The sequence below is a fragment of the Janthinobacterium sp. GW821-FHT03C10 genome (assembly GCF_059420865.1).
In genome coordinates this window covers 569,679-590,682 of sequence record NZ_JBWKUN010000001.1, presented here as the reverse complement: position 1 = coordinate 590,682, position 21,004 = coordinate 569,679, and the positions used below count along the sequence as shown (strand labels likewise).

24 protein-coding genes and 1 pseudogene are annotated in these 21,004 nt (G+C 64.3%); 13 read left to right on the top strand and 12 right to left on the bottom strand.

Annotated elements, in window-relative coordinates:
• Positions 1 to 8: 8 nt before the first annotated feature.
• Positions 9 to 593 carry a GNAT family N-acetyltransferase gene (locus tag AC07VH_RS02315; protein ID WP_475415075.1) on the bottom strand — a complete coding sequence of 195 codons (585 nt, stop codon included), beginning with the start codon at positions 591 to 593 and terminating at the stop codon, positions 9 to 11.
• Between the two features lie 97 nt (positions 594 to 690).
• On the opposite strand from AC07VH_RS02315, the gene AC07VH_RS02310 reads away from it, so the two are divergent.
• From AC07VH_RS02310 to AC07VH_RS02300, 3 genes are all read left to right on the top strand, one after another.
• Complete coding sequence (locus AC07VH_RS02310; protein WP_175533229.1) at positions 691 to 1,572, top strand: LysR family transcriptional regulator; 882 nt, start codon at positions 691 to 693, stop codon at positions 1,570 to 1,572.
• Between the two features lie 559 nt (positions 1,573 to 2,131).
• Positions 2,132 to 2,353: a DUF6434 domain-containing protein gene (locus AC07VH_RS02305; RefSeq protein ID WP_475415074.1), complete on the top strand. Its 222-nt coding sequence runs from the start codon at positions 2,132 to 2,134 to the stop codon at positions 2,351 to 2,353.
• A 70-nt stretch (positions 2,354 to 2,423) separates the two neighbouring features.
• On the top strand, positions 2,424 to 2,846 hold the full coding sequence (locus AC07VH_RS02300) for a hypothetical protein (protein WP_475415073.1): 423 nt from the start codon (positions 2,424 to 2,426) through the stop codon (positions 2,844 to 2,846).
• Between the two features lie 3 nt (positions 2,847 to 2,849).
• Here the strand turns inward: AC07VH_RS02300 and AC07VH_RS02295 are convergent, their stop codons facing one another.
• Together AC07VH_RS02295 and AC07VH_RS02290 are read right to left on the bottom strand one after the other, a co-directional pair.
• Complete coding sequence (locus AC07VH_RS02295; RefSeq protein ID WP_494786628.1) at positions 2,850 to 3,914, bottom strand: NAD(P)/FAD-dependent oxidoreductase; 1,065 nt, start codon at positions 3,912 to 3,914, stop codon at positions 2,850 to 2,852.
• Positions 3,915 to 3,936: 22 nt separating this feature from the next.
• A complete protein-coding gene (locus tag AC07VH_RS02290; RefSeq protein ID WP_494786627.1) occupies positions 3,937 to 4,479 on the bottom strand; it encodes a GNAT family N-acetyltransferase in 543 nt (180 codons plus the stop codon).
• A 100-nt stretch (positions 4,480 to 4,579) separates the two neighbouring features.
• Between AC07VH_RS02290 and AC07VH_RS02285 the strand changes: the two genes are divergently transcribed.
• The 4 genes from AC07VH_RS02285 to AC07VH_RS02270 all read left to right on the top strand — a co-directional run bounded on the left by AC07VH_RS02285 (position 4,580) and on the right by AC07VH_RS02270 (position 7,304).
• On the top strand, positions 4,580 to 5,752 hold the full coding sequence (locus AC07VH_RS02285; protein ID WP_494786626.1) for a citrate synthase family protein: 1,173 nt from the start codon (positions 4,580 to 4,582) through the stop codon (positions 5,750 to 5,752).
• Positions 5,753 to 5,797: 45 nt separating this feature from the next.
• Positions 5,798 to 6,289 (top strand): MarR family winged helix-turn-helix transcriptional regulator, encoded by a 492-nt coding sequence (locus tag AC07VH_RS02280; RefSeq protein ID WP_475415069.1) that lies wholly within the window; start codon positions 5,798 to 5,800, stop codon positions 6,287 to 6,289.
• Positions 6,290 to 6,322: 33 nt separating this feature from the next.
• A complete protein-coding gene (locus tag AC07VH_RS02275) occupies positions 6,323 to 6,775 on the top strand; it encodes a PaaI family thioesterase (RefSeq protein WP_070310764.1) in 453 nt (150 codons plus the stop codon).
• A gap of 106 nt (positions 6,776 to 6,881) precedes the next feature.
• Positions 6,882 to 7,304, top strand: a complete 423-nt coding sequence (locus AC07VH_RS02270; RefSeq protein ID WP_494786625.1) for a hypothetical protein — start codon at positions 6,882 to 6,884, stop codon at positions 7,302 to 7,304.
• Between the two features lie 98 nt (positions 7,305 to 7,402).
• Here the strand turns inward: AC07VH_RS02270 and AC07VH_RS02265 are convergent, their stop codons facing one another.
• Complete coding sequence (locus AC07VH_RS02265; protein WP_494803966.1) at positions 7,403 to 8,461, bottom strand: site-specific integrase; 1,059 nt, start codon at positions 8,459 to 8,461, stop codon at positions 7,403 to 7,405.
• A 182-nt stretch (positions 8,462 to 8,643) separates the two neighbouring features.
• Here AC07VH_RS02265 and AC07VH_RS02260 point away from each other — a divergent pair, with 182 nt between their 5' ends.
• A complete protein-coding gene (locus AC07VH_RS02260; RefSeq protein ID WP_475417641.1) occupies positions 8,644 to 9,660 on the top strand; it encodes a DNA-binding protein in 1,017 nt (338 codons plus the stop codon).
• Between the two features lie 70 nt (positions 9,661 to 9,730).
• Here the strand turns inward: AC07VH_RS02260 and AC07VH_RS02255 are convergent, their stop codons facing one another.
• The 3 genes and pseudogenes from AC07VH_RS02255 to AC07VH_RS02245 form a co-directional block, all read right to left on the bottom strand.
• The gene (locus AC07VH_RS02255; RefSeq protein ID WP_494786623.1) at positions 9,731 to 10,282 is read right to left on the bottom strand and encodes a hypothetical protein; all 552 of its coding nucleotides are present in this window, start codon (positions 10,280 to 10,282) and stop codon (positions 9,731 to 9,733) included.
• Positions 10,279 to 10,482: pseudogene (locus tag AC07VH_RS02250) on the bottom strand (DUF1801 domain-containing protein); the annotation flags it as partial. The gene AC07VH_RS02255 and the pseudogene AC07VH_RS02250, both read right to left, overlap by 4 nt.
• Positions 10,483 to 10,484: 2 nt before the next feature.
• Positions 10,485 to 10,607, bottom strand: a complete 123-nt coding sequence (locus tag AC07VH_RS02245; protein ID WP_475417639.1) for a hypothetical protein — start codon at positions 10,605 to 10,607, stop codon at positions 10,485 to 10,487.
• Between the two features lie 329 nt (positions 10,608 to 10,936).
• On the opposite strand from AC07VH_RS02245, the gene AC07VH_RS02240 reads away from it, so the two are divergent.
• Positions 10,937 to 11,836, top strand: coding sequence for a VirK/YbjX family protein (locus tag AC07VH_RS02240; protein WP_475417638.1), 900 nt, complete (start codon positions 10,937 to 10,939; stop codon positions 11,834 to 11,836).
• Between the two features lie 135 nt (positions 11,837 to 11,971).
• Positions 11,972 to 13,324 (top strand): serine hydrolase domain-containing protein, encoded by a 1,353-nt coding sequence (locus AC07VH_RS02235; RefSeq protein ID WP_494786622.1) that lies wholly within the window; start codon positions 11,972 to 11,974, stop codon positions 13,322 to 13,324.
• A gap of 3 nt (positions 13,325 to 13,327) precedes the next feature.
• Here the strand turns inward: AC07VH_RS02235 and AC07VH_RS02230 are convergent, their stop codons facing one another.
• The 3 genes from AC07VH_RS02230 to AC07VH_RS02220 all read right to left on the bottom strand — a co-directional run bounded on the left by AC07VH_RS02230 (position 13,328) and on the right by AC07VH_RS02220 (position 16,856).
• The gene (locus AC07VH_RS02230) at positions 13,328 to 13,681 is read right to left on the bottom strand and encodes a hypothetical protein (protein WP_494786621.1); all 354 of its coding nucleotides are present in this window, start codon (positions 13,679 to 13,681) and stop codon (positions 13,328 to 13,330) included.
• Entirely contained in the window at positions 13,678 to 15,246 is a 1,569-nt protein-coding gene (locus AC07VH_RS02225; RefSeq protein WP_494786620.1) for an EAL domain-containing protein, read from the bottom strand. The genes AC07VH_RS02230 and AC07VH_RS02225 overlap by 4 nt, the downstream gene beginning before the upstream one ends.
• A gap of 92 nt (positions 15,247 to 15,338) precedes the next feature.
• Positions 15,339 to 16,856, bottom strand: coding sequence for an MFS transporter (locus tag AC07VH_RS02220; protein WP_494786619.1), 1,518 nt, complete (start codon positions 16,854 to 16,856; stop codon positions 15,339 to 15,341).
• 84 nt (positions 16,857 to 16,940) lie between these two features.
• Between AC07VH_RS02220 and AC07VH_RS02215 the strand changes: the two genes are divergently transcribed.
• The gene (locus AC07VH_RS02215) at positions 16,941 to 17,816 is read left to right on the top strand and encodes a LysR family transcriptional regulator (RefSeq protein ID WP_494786618.1); all 876 of its coding nucleotides are present in this window, start codon (positions 16,941 to 16,943) and stop codon (positions 17,814 to 17,816) included.
• Here the strand turns inward: AC07VH_RS02215 and AC07VH_RS02210 are convergent.
• Entirely contained in the window at positions 17,813 to 18,385 is a 573-nt protein-coding gene (locus AC07VH_RS02210; protein ID WP_494786617.1) for a helix-turn-helix domain-containing protein, read from the bottom strand. The two genes, AC07VH_RS02215 and AC07VH_RS02210, sit on opposite strands and share 4 nt — an antisense overlap.
• 91 nt (positions 18,386 to 18,476) lie before the next feature.
• Between AC07VH_RS02210 and AC07VH_RS02205 the strand changes: the two genes are divergently transcribed.
• A complete protein-coding gene (locus AC07VH_RS02205; RefSeq protein WP_494786616.1) occupies positions 18,477 to 19,007 on the top strand; it encodes a GNAT family N-acetyltransferase in 531 nt (176 codons plus the stop codon).
• A 13-nt stretch (positions 19,008 to 19,020) separates the two neighbouring features.
• Here AC07VH_RS02205 and AC07VH_RS02200 read toward each other — a convergent pair whose 3' ends face one another.
• On the bottom strand, positions 19,021 to 20,211 hold the full coding sequence (locus AC07VH_RS02200) for a low temperature requirement protein A (RefSeq protein ID WP_489627386.1): 1,191 nt from the start codon (positions 20,209 to 20,211) through the stop codon (positions 19,021 to 19,023).
• Positions 20,212 to 20,277: 66 nt separating this feature from the next.
• Here AC07VH_RS02200 and AC07VH_RS02195 point away from each other — a divergent pair, with 66 nt between their 5' ends.
• A complete protein-coding gene (locus tag AC07VH_RS02195; protein WP_475417630.1) occupies positions 20,278 to 20,838 on the top strand; it encodes a hypothetical protein in 561 nt (186 codons plus the stop codon).
• Positions 20,839 to 21,004 lie beyond the last annotated feature (166 nt).

Below are 21,004 nucleotides of genomic sequence, written 5' to 3'. Positions count from 1 at the left end.
GGCGGGCGTCAGCCACGGTCGCCATCCTTGTCATCCACGGCGGCACTCGCTGCAGTTGCGTCGAGTTCGCGCAGCATGACGACGGACACCTGCTTGAAGCCGCGGCCCTGGAAGAATTGTTGTGCCGTCAGGTTGTGCGCGCCGCATTCGAGGAACAGGCGGGCGATGCCGTGGCCGCGCAGCTCATCGGCCACCCACTCCACCAGCAAGCTGCCGATGCCGCTGCCGCGCACGGAAGGCAGCAAGACCAAGTCGTCCAGCGCGGCGAACGATTTCGAGGCGCGCTGGCGCGTGTCGATGGAAACGAGGGCCATGCCGACGATGGCCTCGCCGGCGGTGACGACGGCCAGCAGGGTCGAATCGCCATGGGCCCAGTCGTGCGACAGGGCGGCGCGGATTTCGCCGCGTATGACTTCAGGCAAGTCCGCGCGCCAGTTGCCGGGCGCATCGGCCCGTTCGCCCTGCAGCTCCGAATGGGAGATATAGTCGGCGCTGACGTTGTCAAGATAGAGCTTGCACAGCGCATCTTCGGCGGTGGCGTCGTGACACCAGCTGAAGCTGATGGCGGGGGTATGGGCTTGGGCGTTTTTCATGGCGGATCTCGTGTTATTGAATTAGTAAAAGCATTTTATGTCGCCCCTGAATGGCATTCAAGTTAAAATCCATCTGTAAAACAGATAGGTGGATGCCATGCAATGGACTTTGGAACAAATGCGCTACTTCGAGGCGGCCGTCGCGGCCGGTTCTTTCTCGGGCGCGGCGCGCCGGCTGGGCCGCGCGCAATCGGTGGTCAGCACCTCGATCGGCTTGCTGGAAGCGGAATTCGGCGTGGAACTGTTCGACCGTTCGCGCCGCAGCGCCGTGCTGACGGAGGCGGGCAAGGTGATGCACCTGGAAGCGTGCGAACTGCTGCGCCAGGCCGAGCGCTTGCAGCTGCGCGCCCAGCTGCTGAGCGAAGCGCCCGAAGCGCAGCTGACCCTGGCGCTGGACGAAGCCCTGCCCTACCTGGCCATCGGCACTTTGGTAAAAGAGCTGGCGGCGCGCTACCCGGCGCTGGAACTGGTGATGCTCAACGCCACGGCGTCCGAGGTGGCGCAATACGTGGAGCAGCAGCAGGCCGACGTGGCTTTTCACTTCGACCGCGGCCCGATTTCTCCCGTGCTGGAACAGCAGCACATCGGCAGCGTGGCGCAAGGCGTGTTCGTGGCCAAGGGCCACCCCATGGCGCACGGCCAGGAAGTGAGCCGCAACGAGCTGACCCGCTACCGCCAACTGATCATGGATTCCGAGCTGAACCGCGAACACGCCTTCAGCCCCGCCGTCTGGTTTTCCGACAGTTTCTACAGCATCGCGGAAATGGTCGCGGACGAGCTGGGCTGGGCGATTCTGCCGCTCAACATCGCCAATTACGACAACTACAAGGGGTATCTGCAGGAAGTGCCCTGCCCTGCCCTGGCTTTATCCAGGCTGCCGGTGCGGCGGCTATCGATCCATGGGAAGAAGCTGAGCGAGACGAGTTTGTGGCTGACGAACAGGCTGGCGGAGTTGCTGGCGGATGGGCCGCGGGGGTGAAATGCGGCATCCGTGACAGGCCGCGAGCTGTCTGCTCGATAGCTTGCGGGCGTCCCCCATTTCCGAGGAATACCAGAAGCAGATGAATTTATCTGTTTGATAGTGCGGCTATTGCTCTACCTGTTCAACCTTTCTCTTTCTTGATTTGTAAATATATAAAAAAACAAAGGCCAAGAAGATTGAAAATATAATTACTCCGTTGAAAATGAAAGGATTGCGCATTGAAAAATCAAGCAACCAGTAAGAAATCATTGCACATTCACTCAATAGGAAAAATAGCAGAGCAATAGATGTCGAGAAAAAAATTACTGAAATAATTATACTCTTATCAAAATGTTTCATATATATTCAAGAGTGTTTGATACGATGAGTCATCGATACGCGGGCATGTCGCTTGCTTTTATCCTAAAACGAATAATTTCTGTCATATATAAGATTAGTCCTAAAAATTGCTGAATGGGATGATGCCGGCATACAATGCTATCTCATCTCACCTCTCTGTCGGCATCAAGCTTGCACTGCACGTCGGCATTACTGTTACAGCGAGAAGGAGCACAGCATGGACTTCAATTGGCACGGCGGCGTCATTACCCGGCACACACTCGTTGATGACAACTACCGGAACACGCAAAACGTCAGACGCTTCCTAGTTCACCAGTGTGGCCCCGAATTCAAGCTGGGCCGTGATTTCATGGCCTGGATATGCGATGGCGCCGTCAAAAACATGGGCGATGTCGCGGATGAATGGATGCGCCGACATAATCAAGCCGGTGATACGTAAATAAACAAATATTGATAAGCACTGAAGGCTTTACATGATTCACTCAACCGTCGTAAGCAACTGGCTCACCATGGCAAAAGACGATGCCGTCGAGATTGATCCCGACGACATCAATCACGAAGCCAGGACCAATATGTGGAGCTTTTCGCCCACGGACGAGGAAACGCCGCAGATCCATGCGGCCGATATCGTTGCCTTCATCGGTGAGGTGATCGCGGCGCGCCGCAGCGCGCTCCATGGAGAAGACATGCTGTTTTACTGCTGGCACGACGCGCAATGCCGCCAGCTGCGCTTCAGCCTGGTGTCGCGCTCGCATGGGCGGCTGCCGTTTCGCTGCACGCTGCGCGAAACGCAGGATCTGGCGCTGATCGCCGAGCGCGTGGTGAACGGGGACTGGCGCAATGAGCATTATATGCAGGCGCCGTCGGAGGACTGCGACGCGCAGGAGCCGGCGCCGTTCGTCCTGCCCGTTTTCGCGGTAGCTGTGCCTTAACAGTCAGCACGCCAGGAAACGCGCGGGCCGGCAAGCGTCCAGGGCCGGCGCTGGCTCGCCAGTGACAATTTCCCCGCTGGCCAGCTGGCCCACGATGGCTGCCAGCACCACGCCCGGATGCATGGCGCATACGTACACTCCGTTGATATTTGGCAGAGAGCCGATGACGGGCACGCCGTCTGCGGGCATGGGGCGCAGGCCGACGCAGGCGAATTCCGGCGCGATGGCCTCCGCCCCCTCCAGTTCTTCCCGGATCGCGCTGGCCGTGCGTAGCGCGATGGCGGCCGGCTGGTTTTCCGGCGCGTCGTCCACGTAATCTTCCGCTGCCAGCATGGTCCCGTCCTCGGCTTGCCGCACTTCCATTGCATGGCTGGAAATGATGCCGCGCACGAGGCCCGGCGGCGCCTGGTAGCGCAGGAAGATAGCGGGCGAGGCGTGGATCGGCAGGCTGGCGCCCAGCTTTTCCGCCAGGCTGGCCGTGCCCGTGCCTGCCGCCAGCACGACCATATCAGCCTCGATAAGGTCCGCAGCCGTTTCCACGCCCGTCACCTGCGCGTCCCGGACGGTAAAACCCAGCACGGGCGTGTGCGTGCGGACCGTCGCGCCGAGCGCCTCGGCCGCTGCCAGCAAGGCGTATGTCGCGGCAACGGCATCGAGGGCGCCCTGTTCCGGTTCGTGGACGGCCTGTTGCGGCGGCCGCCGCAGTTGCGGTTCAAGCCGGGCGATGCGCGAGCGGTCTATCAAGATGGATGCGGGCGACACGCGCCCATCTTGCGTGCCATACGACAAGGCGCCGTGCCAGCGTACCGTCAAGCCCGGCACCTGCGTTTCCAGCTGGCGCCAGGCGGCGATGGCGTCGCCGCGCAGGGCCGCAATGGGGTCCGGCCCCGCGCAGGACGTGTTAATCCAGGCAAACGAGGTGCCCGTCACGCCGGACGCGATGCCGCCCGCCTCGAGCACGGTGACTTGTGCTCCCTTGCTGGCCAGGTGGTAGGCGAGCGACGCGCCGACGATGCCGGCGCCGATGACGATGATGCGTGCTGGACGTTTGGGGCTTTCCTGATTCATCTCTGCCAACTTTGTTTATTTATCACAGGATAGAGTCTACCCCAGCCGCCCGCAACTCCAGCGCATAGGCATGGCCATCGACAACATTGCCTTCCACCAGGGCAATATCGGGCACGGCCATTCCCTGCACGAAACCGCAGCGTTCCAGCACGCGGATCGACGCCGCATTGCCGTCGATGGCGTAGGCGCACAGGCTGGCCAGCTGCCATTCGTTTTGCGCCAGATCAATCAAATGGCGCAGCGCGGCCGTGGCCAGGCCCTTGCCCGCTTGCTGCTCGCCGATGCGGTAGCCGACTTCGGCCGTTTGCGTCTGCCCGTCGATATCCTTGAGGTTGGCGCGCCCGATCAATTGTCCATGTTCGTCCAAGATGATGCAGGGGTGCAAGCGTCCCTGTGCATGTTCGTCCAGGAATTGCGCGACGTGCGCGGCAATGCCGTCGACGCTGTAAAAATCGTCGGGGCGCCGGTCGATATGGCGCTCGAACCAGGCCCGGTTGGCTTGCTCGAAAGCAAGCAAGGGCGCGGCATCGCCGGGGCGCAGGGTGCGAATGGTGTGTGTGCTCATGGAGACTCCTGGAAAGGCATGAGTCTAGTGATGCGCCGCCCGGCCCGTCAATCTTGATTCCATCAATCAATATAAAGCGACAGCCGCTACAATGGCCGCCATGAACAACGATCTGTCCGCTGCCGAGGCTGCGCGCCTCTTGAACGTCAGCCTGCCCACCCTGTATTCCTATGTGAGCCGAGGCTTGCTGGCCTCCGTCAGCAATGGCGCATCGCGCCGCAAGCGCTATCCGCAGGAAGACGTGCTGCGCCTGGCGGCCCGCAAGAACGACGCCAAGCGCGGTGGTCAGACGGCCGTGGCCGCCATGCACTGGGGCTTGCCCGTGCTGGAGACGCAAATTTCCCACATTCTCGATGGACGACTGCTGTACCGGGGCTGCGATGCGACGGCATTGGCCCAGCACGCGACGCTGGAGCTGGCCGCCGGCCTGCTGTGGGACGATGGCGCCATCGACCATTTTCAGCAGGACGCGCCTGCCCTGCAGCAGGGGCTGGCTGGCGCGCCCGATGCGGCCCCGCTGGCGCGCGCCATGCTCGCCATGGCCATGCTGACGACGGCGGACATGGCGCACTCGCCGCAATCCGGCCCCGCCTTGATGCGCCTGCTGGCCGCCGCCCTGCTCCGGACGGCGCCGTCCGCACTGCCGCTGCACTTGCAGCTGGCGCAAGCGTGGCAAGCCGATGTAGAGCAAACGGAACTGCTGCGCGCGGCGCTCGTCTTGCTGGCCGACCATGAATTGAACGCGTCGACCTTTGCCGTGCGCTGCGTCGCCTCGACGGGCGCCAGCCTGCCCGCCGCGCTGATGGGCGGGCTGGCGGCCTTGTCTGGCGACAAGCACGGCGGCGGCAGCGCGGCGGCCCGGCGCATGTTGACGCAGGCGCTGGCCGCGCCGGATGCCAGGGCCGCCATCGTCGCCTATTACAAGACCGTCGCGCCGGAATTTGCCGGCTTTGGCCATCCTTTGTATCCAGACGGCGACCCGCGCGCCGCATATCTGCTGGGAATCTTGTCGGCGCTGTCGCCCGGGTACCCGCATCTGGCCGCCATTCTGTCCGTCTGCGCCACGGCAAGCGAGCTGCTCGATACCAGGCCGAATGCCGACCTGGCGCTGGCCGCGATGGAACTGGCGTTCGGCTGGCCCGAGGGCGCGGCATTGAGCGTGTTTGCGCTGGCCCGCTCGGCCGGCTGGATCGCGCATGCCGCCGAGCAAGCCGCCAGCGCGGCACTGATCCGCCCCCGCGCCCGCTACGTGGGGCGCCACCAGCGCGACTGAAAATAGGCGCTTGATTTATTACGCATACGTAGTAGTATACTTCGCATGCGTACCAATACCTCCCCCCAGCCAGACCTTCCCGATGCCGCCGCCTGCCCACTGGGCGAGCGTTCGCCGCGCCTGTTCAACCTGCTCAACCTGGCGCGCCAGAACCTGTTCCGCTCGGCCGACGCCGTGTTTAGCAGTGAACTGGGCTTTTCCGGCACGCAAGTCGTCGCCCTGTTTGCCCTGAAGGGCGAGGAAGGCTGCCAATTGAAGGATCTGGGGCGGGCGCTGCAGCTGAAAAACTCGGCCGTGACAGGCCTGGTGACGCGCATGGAAGAAAACGGCCTGATCGTGCGCGGCCAGTCGGCACTCGACGCGCGCGCCGGCACCCTGCACATGTCGGCCAAGGGCGGCGAGGTGCTGGCTCATGCCCTGCCCCTGCTCGACAGCCTGAACGAACAACTGAAAGCCGGTTTCAGCGAGGAAGAACTGGCCATCGTCGCCCGCTTCCTGCTGCACGCCTCGCGCCTGCGTTTTGCGCAGGACGTCTGACTTATCCCCACATCACCACCACAGGAGTTACCCATGCACCCGAAAGACATGACAGGCTTGCAACTGATGCAAGCATTCGCGCAAGGCCTGTTCCCCCGGCCCGGCATTTCCAAGACCATGCCCATGGATGCGCACACGATCGAGCACGGCAGAGTGATCTTCACGGCGACGGCGAATGAAAACCATACGAATCCCATGGGCGGCGTGCACGGCGGTTTCGCCGCCACCGTGCTCGACACGGTCACGGGCTGCGCCACGCACACGGTCTTGCCGGCCGGCGAAAGCTACGGCACGACGGACCTGAACATCAAGATGTGCCGTCCCCTGCCCTTCAACGTGACGGTCTTTGCGGAAGGCAAGGTCATCAATGCGGGCCGCAACCTGGTTATTTCGGAAGGCACAATCCGCGACGAAGCCGGCAAAGTGTACGCGCACGCGACGGCCACCTGCATGATCATCCGGCCGCGGGAGCAAGCGGCCGCTTGATATTGATCGGCGCCATGGCCGAAGCCTGGTTCATCCTGGCCGTCTGCTTTCGGCCAGAAGCGGACAGTCGGCAATTGACCAATTAAGCTTTACTCAGAAAGTCAGCATGTCTCACCGTGATCCTTTTGATGTTATTTCATCCACCGTTGATCTGGATGATCCGGTAGCGCACGGTGATGCTCAACGCTTTATGGTTAACGCCCTGGCTCGGGTGATCGAATGTCTACCCGTTACCGCGCAGTCTTCTGTTTTGGCTGCTAAACGATATCTTGAGGGCGCGGCAACGGATAGCGAGGCCTTAGCTGTCCGGGTGAGGCTTTGGGAGACCATCCGAGGACGCGATATGTCGGATGACCCTGAGGTGTTGCGTATCAGAACCACGATTTGTGCGCTGCACGGCATGGACGCTGAAGCACCTTACGACAAGTTGGAGTACTTTCTGTTTTTTTGGGAGCGCAGCGGCTTAAGCATGGTCGAGCTAGCTGGAGCTATGTTCGACACATACGGCGTTGTTTATCACGACCCTTAATCTGCTGCGGTGGCATATGTCGAATGCGTCAGATCTATGCCTGCTTCGGGGCGAATGCAGACGCGCTGAAGGTGTCCGGCAAGGCGTTATCGCTCGCCTCACCCCACCGGCTTCCTCTTCCCCTTCAACAAACTCCCCGCCGCATTTTCCTCGAACCGCCCCGCCTCTTCTATATAGCCATGCACGGTGCCGTCGTGGCGCCAGCCGCCCTGGCGCTTGATAGCCTGGAAATCGGCGCCGGCGCGGTGCGCACTGGTGGCCATGCCGCGGCGCAGGCTGTGGCTCGATAGTTCCGGCACGTAATCGAGTCCGGCTAGCCGGGCGCAGCCTTCCAGTATTGTGTTGATGCTGCTCGCGTGCAATCCCTTTCCGCCCACATGGCCCCACTGGTTGACGGTGCGCAAGAGCGGGCCGCTGGCGATGCCCGCCACGCCCAGCCAGGCGCGCAAGGCCGTGGCAGGGCAGCAGACGCCGTCGCCGAACGGGATCGCCTTGACGATACCTTCCCCCAGTTGATCCGTTTTCGAGCGGGGCAAGGTGATCACCAGGCCTTGCGGCTCCCACCTGATGTCTTCCAGCCTCAATCCCACCAGTTCGCTGCGGCGGAAAGCGCCAAAAAAGCCCAGCTGCAGCAAGGCGCTGTCGCGCAAGGCCTTGTTGGTGCCCAGGGCGGCCAGCCTGGCGACGATCAGTTCCAGGTCTTCCAGGGGCAGCGCCCTCGCCTTCCTTTTCGGCTTGCCATGCAGGCGGGCGATGCCGGCCAGGGTCTTGCGCACGGTGGGGGTGGACGCGGGGTCGACAAAGCCCTGGTACACATGCCATTGCGACAGGGCCGTCAGGCGCAGGGCCAGGGTGCGCGCGTTCAGGCTGTCCGCATACGCCATCAGGTAGCGGATGACGGTGGACTCCTCGGCGGGCAGCGCCCCGCCCCAGGCCTGGAAGTGGTGGATGGCGGAACGGTAGGTGCGGCGCGTGTTGTCGGACGTGGCGGCGGCAAGAAACGCCTGGTGGCGCGCGGCCAGCTCGGCATCGACGAGGGCGCCGTGTAACGGCGCATCAGCGATCGCGGCGTTCTTTGACACGCCAACACGGCGTTTCAGGAGGGGCAAATCGGGCATGGCGGCAGCGAAATCGCGGTTTTGTACTGGGAGGGTCACAGAATAGCATGCCAAACACCCCCATAACACGCGATAAGCAATCTTATCGTGAGTTATATTTTTCAATAACCATCAAAATTTATATCGTAATATTATGGGATATTACGTATCATGTAATACGTTACTAAATTTCGCTCATAGGTGATTTCATGGCCCGCACCGGTATTTTGTACTCTGATGTTATGAAAGCAGCCCAAATCGTCGCTGCCGATGGGCGCAATCCCACGGTCGACAATGTGCGCGAAGCGCTGGGCAGCACGGGCAGCAAGAGCACGATCGCGCCCCTGCTCAAGCGCTGGAAGGAAGAGTTCCAGGGCGCGGGCGCCGTGAAAACGGAGTCAGGCCTACCGGCCGAACTGATGGAAGCGATGCGCGGCGTGTACGAGAAGCAGCAGCGCGACGTGGCGCAGCAGCTCGAAACGGGCATGCAGCAGAACCGCGCCGAACTGGACGCGGCGCTGGAAAAACTCAAGAAGACGGAAAGCGAACGCTTGAAACTGACGGAGGCGCGCGCCGCCCTCACCCAGGAATTACGCGCCACCCAGCATGCGCTGGCGCAACTGAAGGAAGAACACCATTTCCGCGCCGTCACCTTGGCGACCCTGCACAGCGATAACGCAGGCCTGACGCAGCGCCTGGCCGACCGCGGCGAGGAAATCGCGGCCCTGAACCGCCAACTGGCGCAGGTGCGCTCGCAGTTCGACCATTACCAGGAAGCGGCCGCCGCGCAGCGCAGCGAGGAGCGGGCCCAGGCGGAGCAACGGATCAGCCGTCTGGAGCAGGACAACGCGCAGCTGCAGCAGCGCCTGCAAGGACAGCAGGCGACCCTGGTGCAGCAAGAGATGCGCCTGTCACAGATGCAGGCGGAACACGCGCGCCTGGCAGATGAGGCGGCCGCGGACCGCGCGGCGCTGGCCACCGTGCGCCCCGAACGCGACCAGTTTGAATTTCAATACCTGCAGGCGGCCGCCTCGGCCGACGCCCTGCTGGCCAAGCTCGATACGGCCTTGCTGGCGCTGAACGACGCCAAGGTGGCGCTGGCTGCACAGGACCGCCAGCTCGACATGCTGACGGAAAATACCCAGGCGGCGCAGCAGCGCGCCGAAGCGCTGGCGCTGGAACGCGACGGCTTGCTGCGCGACAATGCCGGCATGGCCGCGCGACTGGCGTTGCACAACAAGGGGAAACGCGATGTTTGAACCCCGTCTACATGGTGTGGGATCTATATGATGGTCCCAGACGGGCCGGGAGCCGCGTCCGAACCTATGCTCATAGGCGGCGGTTCAGCACGCTGTCGATATCGTGGGTTTTCAGCTCGACCTGAACCGCGCCGTCCTGCAGCCAGTAGCCGTCGCCTCCCCGCTGCAGCGCGCCCATGTCGAGCGTGCCCAGCGCTGGCGGGATGACGCCGGCAAGCAAGGCCGCCGCATCGTCCCATGCCGCATACAGCAGTTTCAGGTACCAGCCGTCGTCGTGGGCAAAGGCGAGAAAGCGGCCACGCAAGGCGGCAGGCGGCGTGAGCGCGCCACGGTGGTCGAGCATCGCGGCCACGTCCGCGTCATGCAAAGCGGGTGCTGTGTCTTGCCAATCGGCCCAGGCATGGCTGCCGCAGGCGTACAGGTCTTCCTGGGCCAAGGCCGCCAATTGTTGTCGCGTAAAGGTCTGCCAGGCGGCAGGCTTTTTGATTGTGCCGGCGCGGCCCTTGCGCAGCACGATGCCGCCGGACTCGCCGAGGGCCGGGAGAAAATCCTTGAATTCGATGCCGGAAGCGACCAGCATGCGCTTGGCCGGGTCGTGCCAGATATACAGATAATGTCTCAAGTGGTCGTTCGTTTCGGTTTGGGTGTCGTATTCAAAGCCACGGCGGCGCGTATCAGCGCCTTGAACGCCGCGGCATCGAGATGCTCGCCTTCGTGGATGTCGATGGCCCGGCGCGTGTTGCCGTCCAGGCTGGAATTGAACAGGCCGGCCGGATCGGGCAAGGCGGCGCCCTTGGCGAAGGTGAGTTTTACGGCCAATTTGATCAGCGCGCGCACGGCGGCCTGCTGCTGGCCGACATCTCCTGCATGTAGGCCACGATGGTCTCGCGGTCGGCGGCAAACTGGCCTGCGGCGCTGCGCTCGATCTTCAGATTCACGAGGGGCAAGCGGCTCCTGCGGAACAACATCAGCCGATAGCCGTCGGCCGTCGATACCGGCCGCTCCCCCGCCGCCATCTTGACGACGCGCGTGGGCGCACTGCGCGGCGAGCAGCATCGGGATGGCAAGCAAATGGCGGAGTTTCATGGGGCGGTATCAGTCATCGGGCCTAGGTACTGGCAGGATAACCGTCAATCTTGCTATAAGGCAAATGATTAGTTCTCATCCTTTACATTCCCTTGGGAATAGCGTCTTAATATGAAATTCACCTGGCGCGCGTAGCATTCAAATTGGCAAGGCCCTCAGTGTGCAGCGCCTGCCATTTTCCCGCAGAACCATGAATGATATCGCTTTGACCTTGCACCACGGCGCCGCCGTGCCACGACCTCACGCCAGCGGGCACCGCCTGAAAGCGGCCCTGGGCGCCCTCTTCTTTCCCCGCCAGCGCACGCGCTGGCAAGCTTTTCTCGGCAGCATGCCGGGCCTGAATTCGCTGGCGCAGCTGCATCCCTGCCTGCGCTTCAAGATCTACCGCCCTTATGCCTCGCGGCAGCTGGGCTGCGCGGATCGCCTGGCCTTGCTGGAAGGACATTACCGCTTCCTGTGGCAAGCGGGTGCGCGCGCGCTGGTCGAACGGGCCGCGCGCGAAGCCGTGGTGCTGGCCGCGTTCGACGGCAAGGATGGGGCGCAATTCCGTTTGCAGCTGACGGCCATCCACGACAGCTACCGCGAGGGCGAACTGTGCCTGCGCCTGACGCGCGGCGGCCAAGCGATCTACCTGGCCAGCTTTCTGTTCCTGCCCCGTGCCGATGGCGTGTCCTTGCAGCTGGGCGCGCTGCAAGGCTTGCGCTCGGAAGCAGGCAAGCTGGCCGTCAAGGACGCCACGCGGGCGCTGCACGGTTGCCGTCCGAAAAACCTGATGGTGACGGCCTTGCGCGATTTCGGCGATTTTTTCGCTTGCAATAACCTGTTCTTGATCAGCAATGACAACCGCATCGCCCTGAATGCCCGGCGCCGCCGCCATATCGCCGCCGATTACGACCTGGCGTGGCAGGAATTGCATGCCTTGCGCATGCGCGACGGCAATTATCACTTGCCCTGCGCGGCCTACCGCGTGCCGGATCTGGCCGGGGTAGCATCAAAGAAACGCGCCGATGCGCGCCGACGCGGCGAATTGCTGCTCGGCATGGCCACCGGCATGCGCGCGCAGCTGGCGGGCCTGCTGGCTGAACATTGAGCAAGCGCAAGCGTTGCCATACCAGCAAACATAAAACTCAGGCAACCTTCATGTTGGCGCCGTATCCTTTACTTGACATGCCAGCCGCCTTATCCAGGCGCTGGCGCCTATGGCCCACCCTGGACAAGGTTTCCCATGACACCCAATTTCGCCCTTCTCCCCCTTTGCCTGCTCGGCGGCGCCGCCCTGGCCGCGCCCGTCCTGGACGACGCCGTGCGCCAGCGCGCCGAGGAACTCACGCGCACGGGCATGCTCCCCAGCATCGTCATCGCCGTGATCGACGGCAAGACCAGCGCCATCTACGGTTTTGGCAGCGTGCATGCCGGCAAGAATACCAAGCCGGGCGCGGACACCGTCTACCAGATCGGTTCCGTCACCAAGACCATGACGGCCTTGCTGCTGGCCGACGCCGTCGTCGAAGGCAAGGTGACGCTCGACGAGCCGGTGGCGACTGTATTGCCCGGCTATACCATGCCGGCCTTCGACGGCAAGCAGATCAGCCTGCTCGACCTGGCCACGCATTACTCCTCGCTGCCGCGCCTGCCCGACAACTTCGCGCCGAAAGACCCCGCCAATCCGTATGCGGACTACACGGAAGCGCAACAGCGGCAGTTTCTCGCCGCCTACCAGTTGCCCCGCGCGCCGGGCACCAAATTTGACTACTCGAACATCGGCTATGCCGTGCTGGGCACGGCCCTGGCGGCACAGGGCGGCATCAGCTATGAAGCGCTGCTGCAAAAGCGCATCGCCGTGCCGCTGGGCATGCGCTCGACCTCGAACACGCCCACGCACGGCATGCTGGCGCGCCTGGCGCCCGGCCACTTGCTGTCGGGCGAGCCGACTCCCGCCTGGGATTTGAACGTGGTGGCGCCGGCCGGCGGCGTGTATTCGAGCGCGCGCGACATGGTCGCCTACCTGCAAGCGTACATGTTCAAGCCGCTGCGCCCGTATGCGCTGGCCATCCAGCCGCAGCGGGCGCTGGCGCCGGACAGCGAGACGAAAATCGGCCTGGCCTGGCTGCTGGAGCAGCGGCAGGGTCAAAGCTACGCCTGGCACAGCGGCCAGACGGGCGGCTACACCAGCTATGCGGCGTTCACGACGGATGGCAAGCGGGGCGTGGTGGTCTTGACGAACGCGGCGCGCGATATCGACGCCCTGGGCGTGTCCGCCTTGCTGCCGGGCACGCCCTTGCCGCCGCTGAAAAAACCGCAAGCGGCCATCGAACTGCCGCGCGCCGCGCTGGCCGAGTACGTGGGCGAGTATCCATTGGACAAGGATTTCACGTTGACGGTGAGCCTGGGCAAGCACGGCCTGGAAGCGGCCGGCACGGGCGTCGGTTCGGCCGCCCTGTTCGCCAGCGCGAAAGACGCATTTTTCTTCCGCGCCATCGAGGCGGACCTGGCGTTTACGCGCGATGCGGCGGGCAAGATCGCCGGCGCCGTGCTCACGCAAGGCGGGCAGGACGTGGTCTTGCCGCGCAAGCAGTAAAACCTAGGCTGCCGGGTCCAGCATGAATTGCTCGACCCTGGCGACGAACTGCGCCTTGCTGCGCGTGCGGAATTCACCGAGGAAGGCGTCGCTGCCCTGGACGATCTTGCCGTGGCGGTCGTATGCCACCTTGCCCATTTCCAGCACGAATTCGCCGGCGGGATCGTCTTCCGGCTCGAAGTGCGAATTGAAGCAGTAACCGCTGTCGCGGCAGCTGCCCCACAGCAGCAGCGCGCTGCTGAACCATTGCATGGTATCCCGGCCAGGCTCCACCTCGAACAGGGTGTTGACGGTGATGTGCCAGCCGCCCGGGACGCGCAGCGGCTGCAATGGATAGGGAAAGCGTGGCTGTTTCATGTGGATGATGGCAGGCGGCGGCTTGCGTAAAAGGCGAGGAAGTCCAAGGCCGGCAGCGCTTTCGCAAACAGCCAGCCCTGGCCGAATTCGACCTTGCGTTCCAATAAATAATCGGCTTGCTGCCGCGTTTCGATGCCTTCGGCCACGATCAGCATGTTCAGGGTGCGGGCCATGTCGATGATGTGCGGCGTGACGCTGCTGGTGGCCGCGTCCGTGCCGATGGTGTCGACGAAGGATTTGTCGATTTTCAAGGCGTCGAGCGGCAGGTTTTGCAGGCTCGACAGGCTGGAATAGCCGGTGCCGAAGTCGTCGATGGCCACGGCGTGGCCCCGCGCCCTGGCTTTTTCGATGGTGGCGCGGGCCGCTTCCACGTTGATGAAGCCCCGCTCCGTCGCTTCCAGCCAGATCTGCTGCGCCTCGATGCCCGTGCCGGCCAGGGCGCGTTCGAGCACGTCGAGCACCCGCCCCGTCTCGATGTCGCTGGCGCACAGGTTGATGGCGATGTGCAGCTCGCGGTCGGCCAGTAGCGCGGCGCGCATGTCGGCGATGACGCAGGCGATCACCTGGTCCGTGATGGGCAGGATGAGGTCGCTTTCCTCGGCCACGGGGATGAACAGGTCGGGCCGTATCATGCTGCCGTCGGGACGGCGCCAGCGTATCAGCGCCTCGGCGCCCACGCACACGCCCGTGTCGAGCGCGATGATCGGCTGATAATGGACAAAGAATTCGCGCCGCTCGACCGCCGTTTCCAGTTCGCCGCGCAGCGATAGGCGCCGGCGCGACAGCCACACGACGATGCCGACGATGAAGGCGGCCATCAGCAGGCCCATCGGCAGGAGCAGCAGCTGTTCGCGGCGCAGCCTGTCGTTCAGCTTGCTGCGCGGTTCGATCATGACGGCCGTCAAGCCATCGCGGTACAGCATCGCGTGGATACTGCCGTCGGGCGCGGCGTCGACGGCCGCCGGCAGCCCGGCGAGCAAGCTTTGCACCAGCGCGGGGTCGGGATGGTGCAAGGTGTCGAGCACGCCTTCCTTGCCGATGGCCACGGCCATCTGGATATCGCTGTCGACGATGACGTCGGAAAAGCGCACGGGATCGATCAGCACCTTGTAGGCGCGGTGGGACAGTCCCACCATGCGCTTGCCGCCGCTGACGACGGGGCGCAGGTTGAAATCGATGCCCATGCCGTTGGCCAGCGTGAAATCGGCGGGCGTGACGGCGATGCGCGCTTCTTCGATGCCCGTGGACGTGCATCTGAGCAAGCCGTTTTCCACGTAGCCGATATCGTCGATGCTGCGCGTGGTGATGGTGATGCGGCGCAACTGCTGGATATGCGCCTCCGAGCACGGCGCCAGGTCCAGCGCATCGGCGCTGCGCAGGGCGCCCCCGGCCGAGGCGATGGAGCGGTGGGCGCGCTCGAGCGCGTAGCCGGCGAGCAGGCGCAGGCGTTCCTGCTCGCCCTGCTCGGCGCGCACGGACGACAGATAGAAGGCCAGGCTAAGGGGGGCGGCCACGCCGATGACGGCCACCAGCACGCTCGTGATGATAATGCGTTTTCTGCGCATGCGAATACCTGTGGTAGTTATATGATTGCCATGTATTGCTCAATGGCATCATATTACAGGCAGAGGCGGCGCACGCGGATCTTGCTGAAGAGTTACACTTTTTCCAGCTGTTTCTCCACGGTTATCGCCGGCCGCGCCAGCACGAACACCAGCGCCGCCACCACGCCCGCCAGCCCGCCGGCCAGATACAGCACGCTGGCAAAGCCGTCGATGAAGGCGTGGCGGGCCGCTTCCTGCGCCACGGCTTGCAGCGCGGGCGGCAGCTGGCTGAAGGCGTCGGCCGCGTTGCCGGCCACGATGCGCCCGATCATCTCGGGCGAGGCTTTCAAGCCGTGCAGCCACGCCAGTTGCTCGAACGAGGCGGCCGTGCGCATGGCCAGCACGGCGCCCAGCGCGCCGACGGCCAGCACGATGCCGACGAAGCGCGTGGTGGTGCTGATGCCGGAACCCATGCCCGTGCGTTCGCGGGGAATGCAGGCGAGGATGGCCTTCTGCGTCGTGCCGTTGAGCAATCCCGCCCCCGCGCCCGTGACCACCATGCCGGCCGCCACCCAGCCGTATTGCAGGCTGGCGGCGGCCAGCGCCGTGGCCACGTTGCCCACGGCGACGATCAGCAAGCCCGTTACCAATATGCCGCGGTCGTCCAGCAGCCGCATGGCGCGCGGCGCCAGCCGGGACGCCGTCACCATGGCGACGGCGAACGGCAGCATGGCGCAGCCGGCCAGGACGGCGGAAAAGCCGAAACCGTTCTGCAGGTACAGCGGCAAAAAGGTCATCATCACCTGCGCGGCGATGGCGTAGCCGAACATGCCCAGCACGGCGCCGACGAACACGCGCCGGCCGAACAGGCTCAAATCGACCATGGGCGCGCGCTGGCGCCGCTCCACCAGCACGAAGACCAGCAGCAGCGCCGCGCCCGCCGCAAAGCGCAGCATGGTGGCATGGCTGGACCAGCCCGCCACGCTGGCGTCGATCAGGCCCCAGATGATGCAGAACAGGCCGGCGGAAAACAGCAGCGCCCCCGCCGGGTCGAAGCTGGCGTTGGACGCATCCTTCGATTCGTCCACATGCTTGCGCACCAACCACATCAATATGGCGACGACAGGCAGGTTCAGGTAGAAGATCCAGCGCCAGTTGATGGCGCTCGTGACCAGGCCGCCCAACAGGGGCGCCACCGTCATGGCCACGCCCATGGCCGCGCCCCACACGGACCAGGCACGCGCCCTCTCCTTTTCCGCGTGAAACGTGTGGCCGATGACGGCCAGCGCGGAGGTGAGCAGCAGCGCGGCACCGAGGCCCTTGACGGCGCGCGCCACGTTGAGCACGAACGGCGTCCACGCCAGGCCGCACAGCAAGGAGGCCAGCGCGAACACGGAGAGGCCCAACAGCATGACCTTGCGCCGTCCCAGGCGGTCGGCGATGCTGCCGGCCGGCAGCAAAAACGAGGCGAATGCCAGCATGTAGGCGCTGACCACCCATTCCACGTCGACGAAGCTGGCGTTGAGCGAGCGGGCGATCGACGGCAGCGAGACGGCGACGACGTTGGTGTCGAGCATGATCAGCGCGCACACGCCCGAGCACGTATATAAAGTCCAGTTGGTATTCTTCATGCCTCGATTGTAAGCAGGCTGGTGTTATTTCCTGTTATAAGACAAGCGCCTTATAATTCACTCATGGTGAATACGGAAAAAGACATGGAATTGCGGCATTTCCGCTGCGTGCTGGCCGTCGCGCACAGCCTGCACTTCGCACGGGCGGCGGCGGAACTCGGCATTTCGCCGCCCGCGCTGACCAAGCAGGTGCAGGAAACGGAACAGCTGCTGGGCACGCGGCTGTTCCAGCGCAGCAAGCGCGCCGTGGCCCTGACGGCCGCCGGAGAATTGTTCGTGCTGGAAGCGGCGCGCGCGCTGGAGCAGCTGGCGCAGGCGCAGGACGTGGCGCGCCGGGCGGGACGGGGCGAGCTGGGACGGCTGGAAATCGGCTACGTGGCTTCGGCCGCCTATGCCGGCGTGCTGCAGGGCCAGTTCGCCCGCTTTCGCGCCAGCCACCCGGGCATCCATATCGCTGCGCGCGAATACGCGATGGACGCCCTGCCCGGCTTGCTGGACCAGGGCCGCGTCGACCTGGCCTTCGTGCGCCCGCCACTGCATCTGCCGGACGGACTGGACAGCGTGGTGTTGCTGCGCGACCGCTTCGTGCTGGCCGTGCCGGCCGACAGCCGGCTCGCCGGGATCAACGTGGCGGCACCGGCCGCGCTGGCGCAGCAGGCCTTCATCGTGCCGGAACAGGAACTGGGGACATTGGAGGTGAGCCGGCGCGGCGGCTTTGCGGCGCAGGTTGTGTCGCGCCCGGGCAGCCTGGTGGCCGTGCTGACGGAAGTGTCGCTGGGCGTGGGCTGCGCCATCGTGCCCCATTCCGTGATGGCCAGCGTGCACCTGCCTGGCGTGGTGTTCCGCGAGCTGCAAGGGCCGCAGATCAGCTCTGAAATCGCCGTGGCCTTCCGCCGCCACGAACAGGCACCCGCCGCGCGCGCCTTCATCGCCCAGCTGTGCGCGGCGGCACTGGCTTAATCTCGGTTCTTCAAGACGGCCACGGCATAGGTGCAAGCGGTGGCCGTTTCATTGCGGAATACGCAGTCGGCCGGCGGACCCAGTTCCAGACAATCGCCCGCGTCCAGCACGTGGCGCGTGTCGCCTTCGATGAAGACGAGGCTGCCGGACAGCGCCCAGATCAGCTGGCGCCGCGCCACATAGGCGGCGGCCGGCATGGCCACCACGGCGCCCGGCGGCAAGGTAATGTGCACGAGGTCGAGCGGCATGTCGGAGGCCGGCGACACGTGGCGTCGCACATAGCCGCTCTGCGGGTCGACCCACACGGGCTGCTCAAGCTTGCGCAGCAAGCGTCCCTCGCGCATTTCCGCGCGGGCGATCAGTTCGGACATGCTCAGGCCGAAGGCGCCCGACAGGCGCGCCAGCAAGGTGGCCGTGGGACTGCAGTCGCCCCGCTCCACCTTGTGCACCATCGCGCGCGACACGCCCGAACGGGCCGCCAGCTCCGTCAGCGACCAGCCCAGGCTTTCCCGCTCGAGGCGCACCCGAGCCCCGATGCGCTGGTTCAATTCGTCTGGTTTAGTGGACATGTATCGGCATCCATTCGGATTTTATTGGACAAGTAATGAGCGGCACTCTATGATTTGTCCATTATAGTAGACGACTGGCAAGGAGAGCAACATGCGCATACGCGACGCCCACGCGGGCGATATCGAGGCCATCACGGCCATCTACAACGATGCCGTCAGCAATACGCTGGCCATCTGGAATGAACGGACGGTTGACGCGGCCAACCGCGCCGCCTGGCTGGCCGACCGCGAGCGGGCCGGCTATCCCGTGCTCGTCGCCATCGATGCGGATCAAAATGTGGCCGGCTACGCCTCGTTCGGCGACTGGCGCCCGTTCGAAGGTTTCCGCCATACGGTCGAGCATTCCGTGTATGTGCGCGCCGACAGCCGTGGCGCCGGGGTCGGCAAGGCCTTGATGGGGGAATTGATTGTACGGGCGCGCGGCTTGGGCAAGCACGTGATGGTGGCGGGCATCGAGGCGGGCAATGCCGGCTCGATCGCCCTGCACAAGCAGCTGGGCTTCGAGGAAGTGGGCTTGATGCGCCAGGTTGGCACCAAGTTCGGCGCCTGGCTGGACCTGGCGTTCCTGCAGCTGCAACTCGATGCGCGCAGCGATCCGGACGGCATCGCGCCGGCCGGATAAGGTCACGCCGGCATCAGGGATCGATCTCCGGCGGCGGGCGGCGCAGCGCCATGTGTTCCCACACGGCCACCAGTACCAGCACGCAGCTGGTGATGCAGGCCAGGGTCAGGGGCGCATACAGCCGTCCGTACGCCATCGGGATCAGCGCCAGGATGATCAGGATGCCCAGCAGGTGCGACAGGGGCGGCGCGGCGCGGTCGCTGCTGACCCATTTGAATAGCGCATTGCCCAGCAGATACAGGATCGGGCCGCCCAGCAAGGCGCTGATGCCGGCGAAGCTCGCTTCGTCCGGATGCACGAGGGCCAGTTCATCGGCCACGGCGGAAACGATCACGCCGCCCACGATCAGCACGTGGATATACGTGTAGGCCTTGCGCGCGATGCGGCCCGGGTCCTTCGAGTGGGCGATGCGGTGGTGGCCCGCCTCGGCGCCCGTGTCGAAATAGATCCACCACATGGCGATGCTGCCGACCAGGGCCGACAAGAAGCCCAGCCAGTTGCCGGCCGTCCATTCCAGGCCCGCGAACGTGGCGCCCGTCACCAGCAGGGATTCGCCCAGGGCGATGATGACGAACAGGCCGCAGCGTTCGGCCATGTGGCTGCCGTCGACGTCCCAGTCGGCCGTCGTCGAGCGGCCCAGGCCCGGCATGCCGAACAGCATCCAGGGCCCGGCCAGGTCGATCGCCAGGGCCGCGGCCCACCAGAAGATGCGCTGCTCGGGCGACGCGATGCCGCCGGCGATCCAGAAGATGCCGGACAGCACGGCCCACAGGGCGATGCGCTGGAAATTGCGGCGGCGCGCCAGCGCTTCATGGCGCACGGCCCACCAGGCGAACAGGGGCCGGCCCACCTGCATGGCCACATAGGCGAGCGCGAAACCGAGGCCCCGTGTGCCGAACGCTTCGGGAATCGAGGCCGACATGATCAGGCCGCCCAGCATCAGCGCAAACAGGCTGATGCGCACGGGAATGCGCTCGGGATCGAGCCAGTTGGTGATCCACGAGGTAAAAATCCACACCCACCAGACGGCCATCAGCAGCAAGCCCGTCTGCAGCCAGCCCATGGCGCTCAGGTGCGCCAGCAAGCCATGCGACAGCTGTGTCACGGCAAACACGAACACGAGGTCGAAGAACAGCTCGATCATGCCCACCTTGCCGCTGTCCTGCGCGCCGCGCTGGCGCAGCAGGGAAATGCGATTATTCATTTTTTTCCTTGCATAAATACGGGAGCGGCGCCCGCGGCGCCGGCCAAAACGGCACGATGATAGCAGATGGGGATGGCGGTCGTGGCGCCGCGCCGCGGCCGCCATGCGTTTGCTCTTCCGGCCGAATTTCGCTACGATGGGCCGCATGCGCGGGACACCACCTCCACCATGTATCAGCTGAATTGGCGCGGCCCCTGGCTGGCTGCCGTGCTGCTGCTATCGCTCGGCGGCGACGCCCCGGCGCTGGCGCGCCAGCTGGCCGAACCGGCCCCCGCGTGCCGGGCGCCGCAAACCATGGCGCTGACGGTCAACAGCGACGCCGTCGCCACGGCCAGCAACGATATCAATGACAACACCCTGGTGGCGCTGCGCGCCAACGGCACCGCGTACTGGACGGTTTTATTGTCGACAGCGACTATCCTGCTGCAGCTGGACGCCGACCGCGGCGATACCATCGTGACGTTCCAGAAAGGACTGACCCTGCGTTTCCAGGCGCTCGGTCCGCAGCAATATCAAATCCTCATCGATGGCCCCATCCTCGATGACGGCACGCAATACACGCTGACTGGCAAGGTGGTGGCCGTTTTTGAGCGTTGTCCGGCCCTGCCCGCGCCAACCGCGCCGTAAAGGGTCGATAAATGCGCAGTAAATCCCCGCATGCCCTCTATTTAAATCAATAAACCGTTTATATTCAATTGCATTCCCTGCCTGCCTAGCCCCGGCTTGCCTGCCGCCGCACCCGGATGCCGCGCCATTCTTGCCTTTGCGACAATTCGAGAGAATCGCGCAAAAA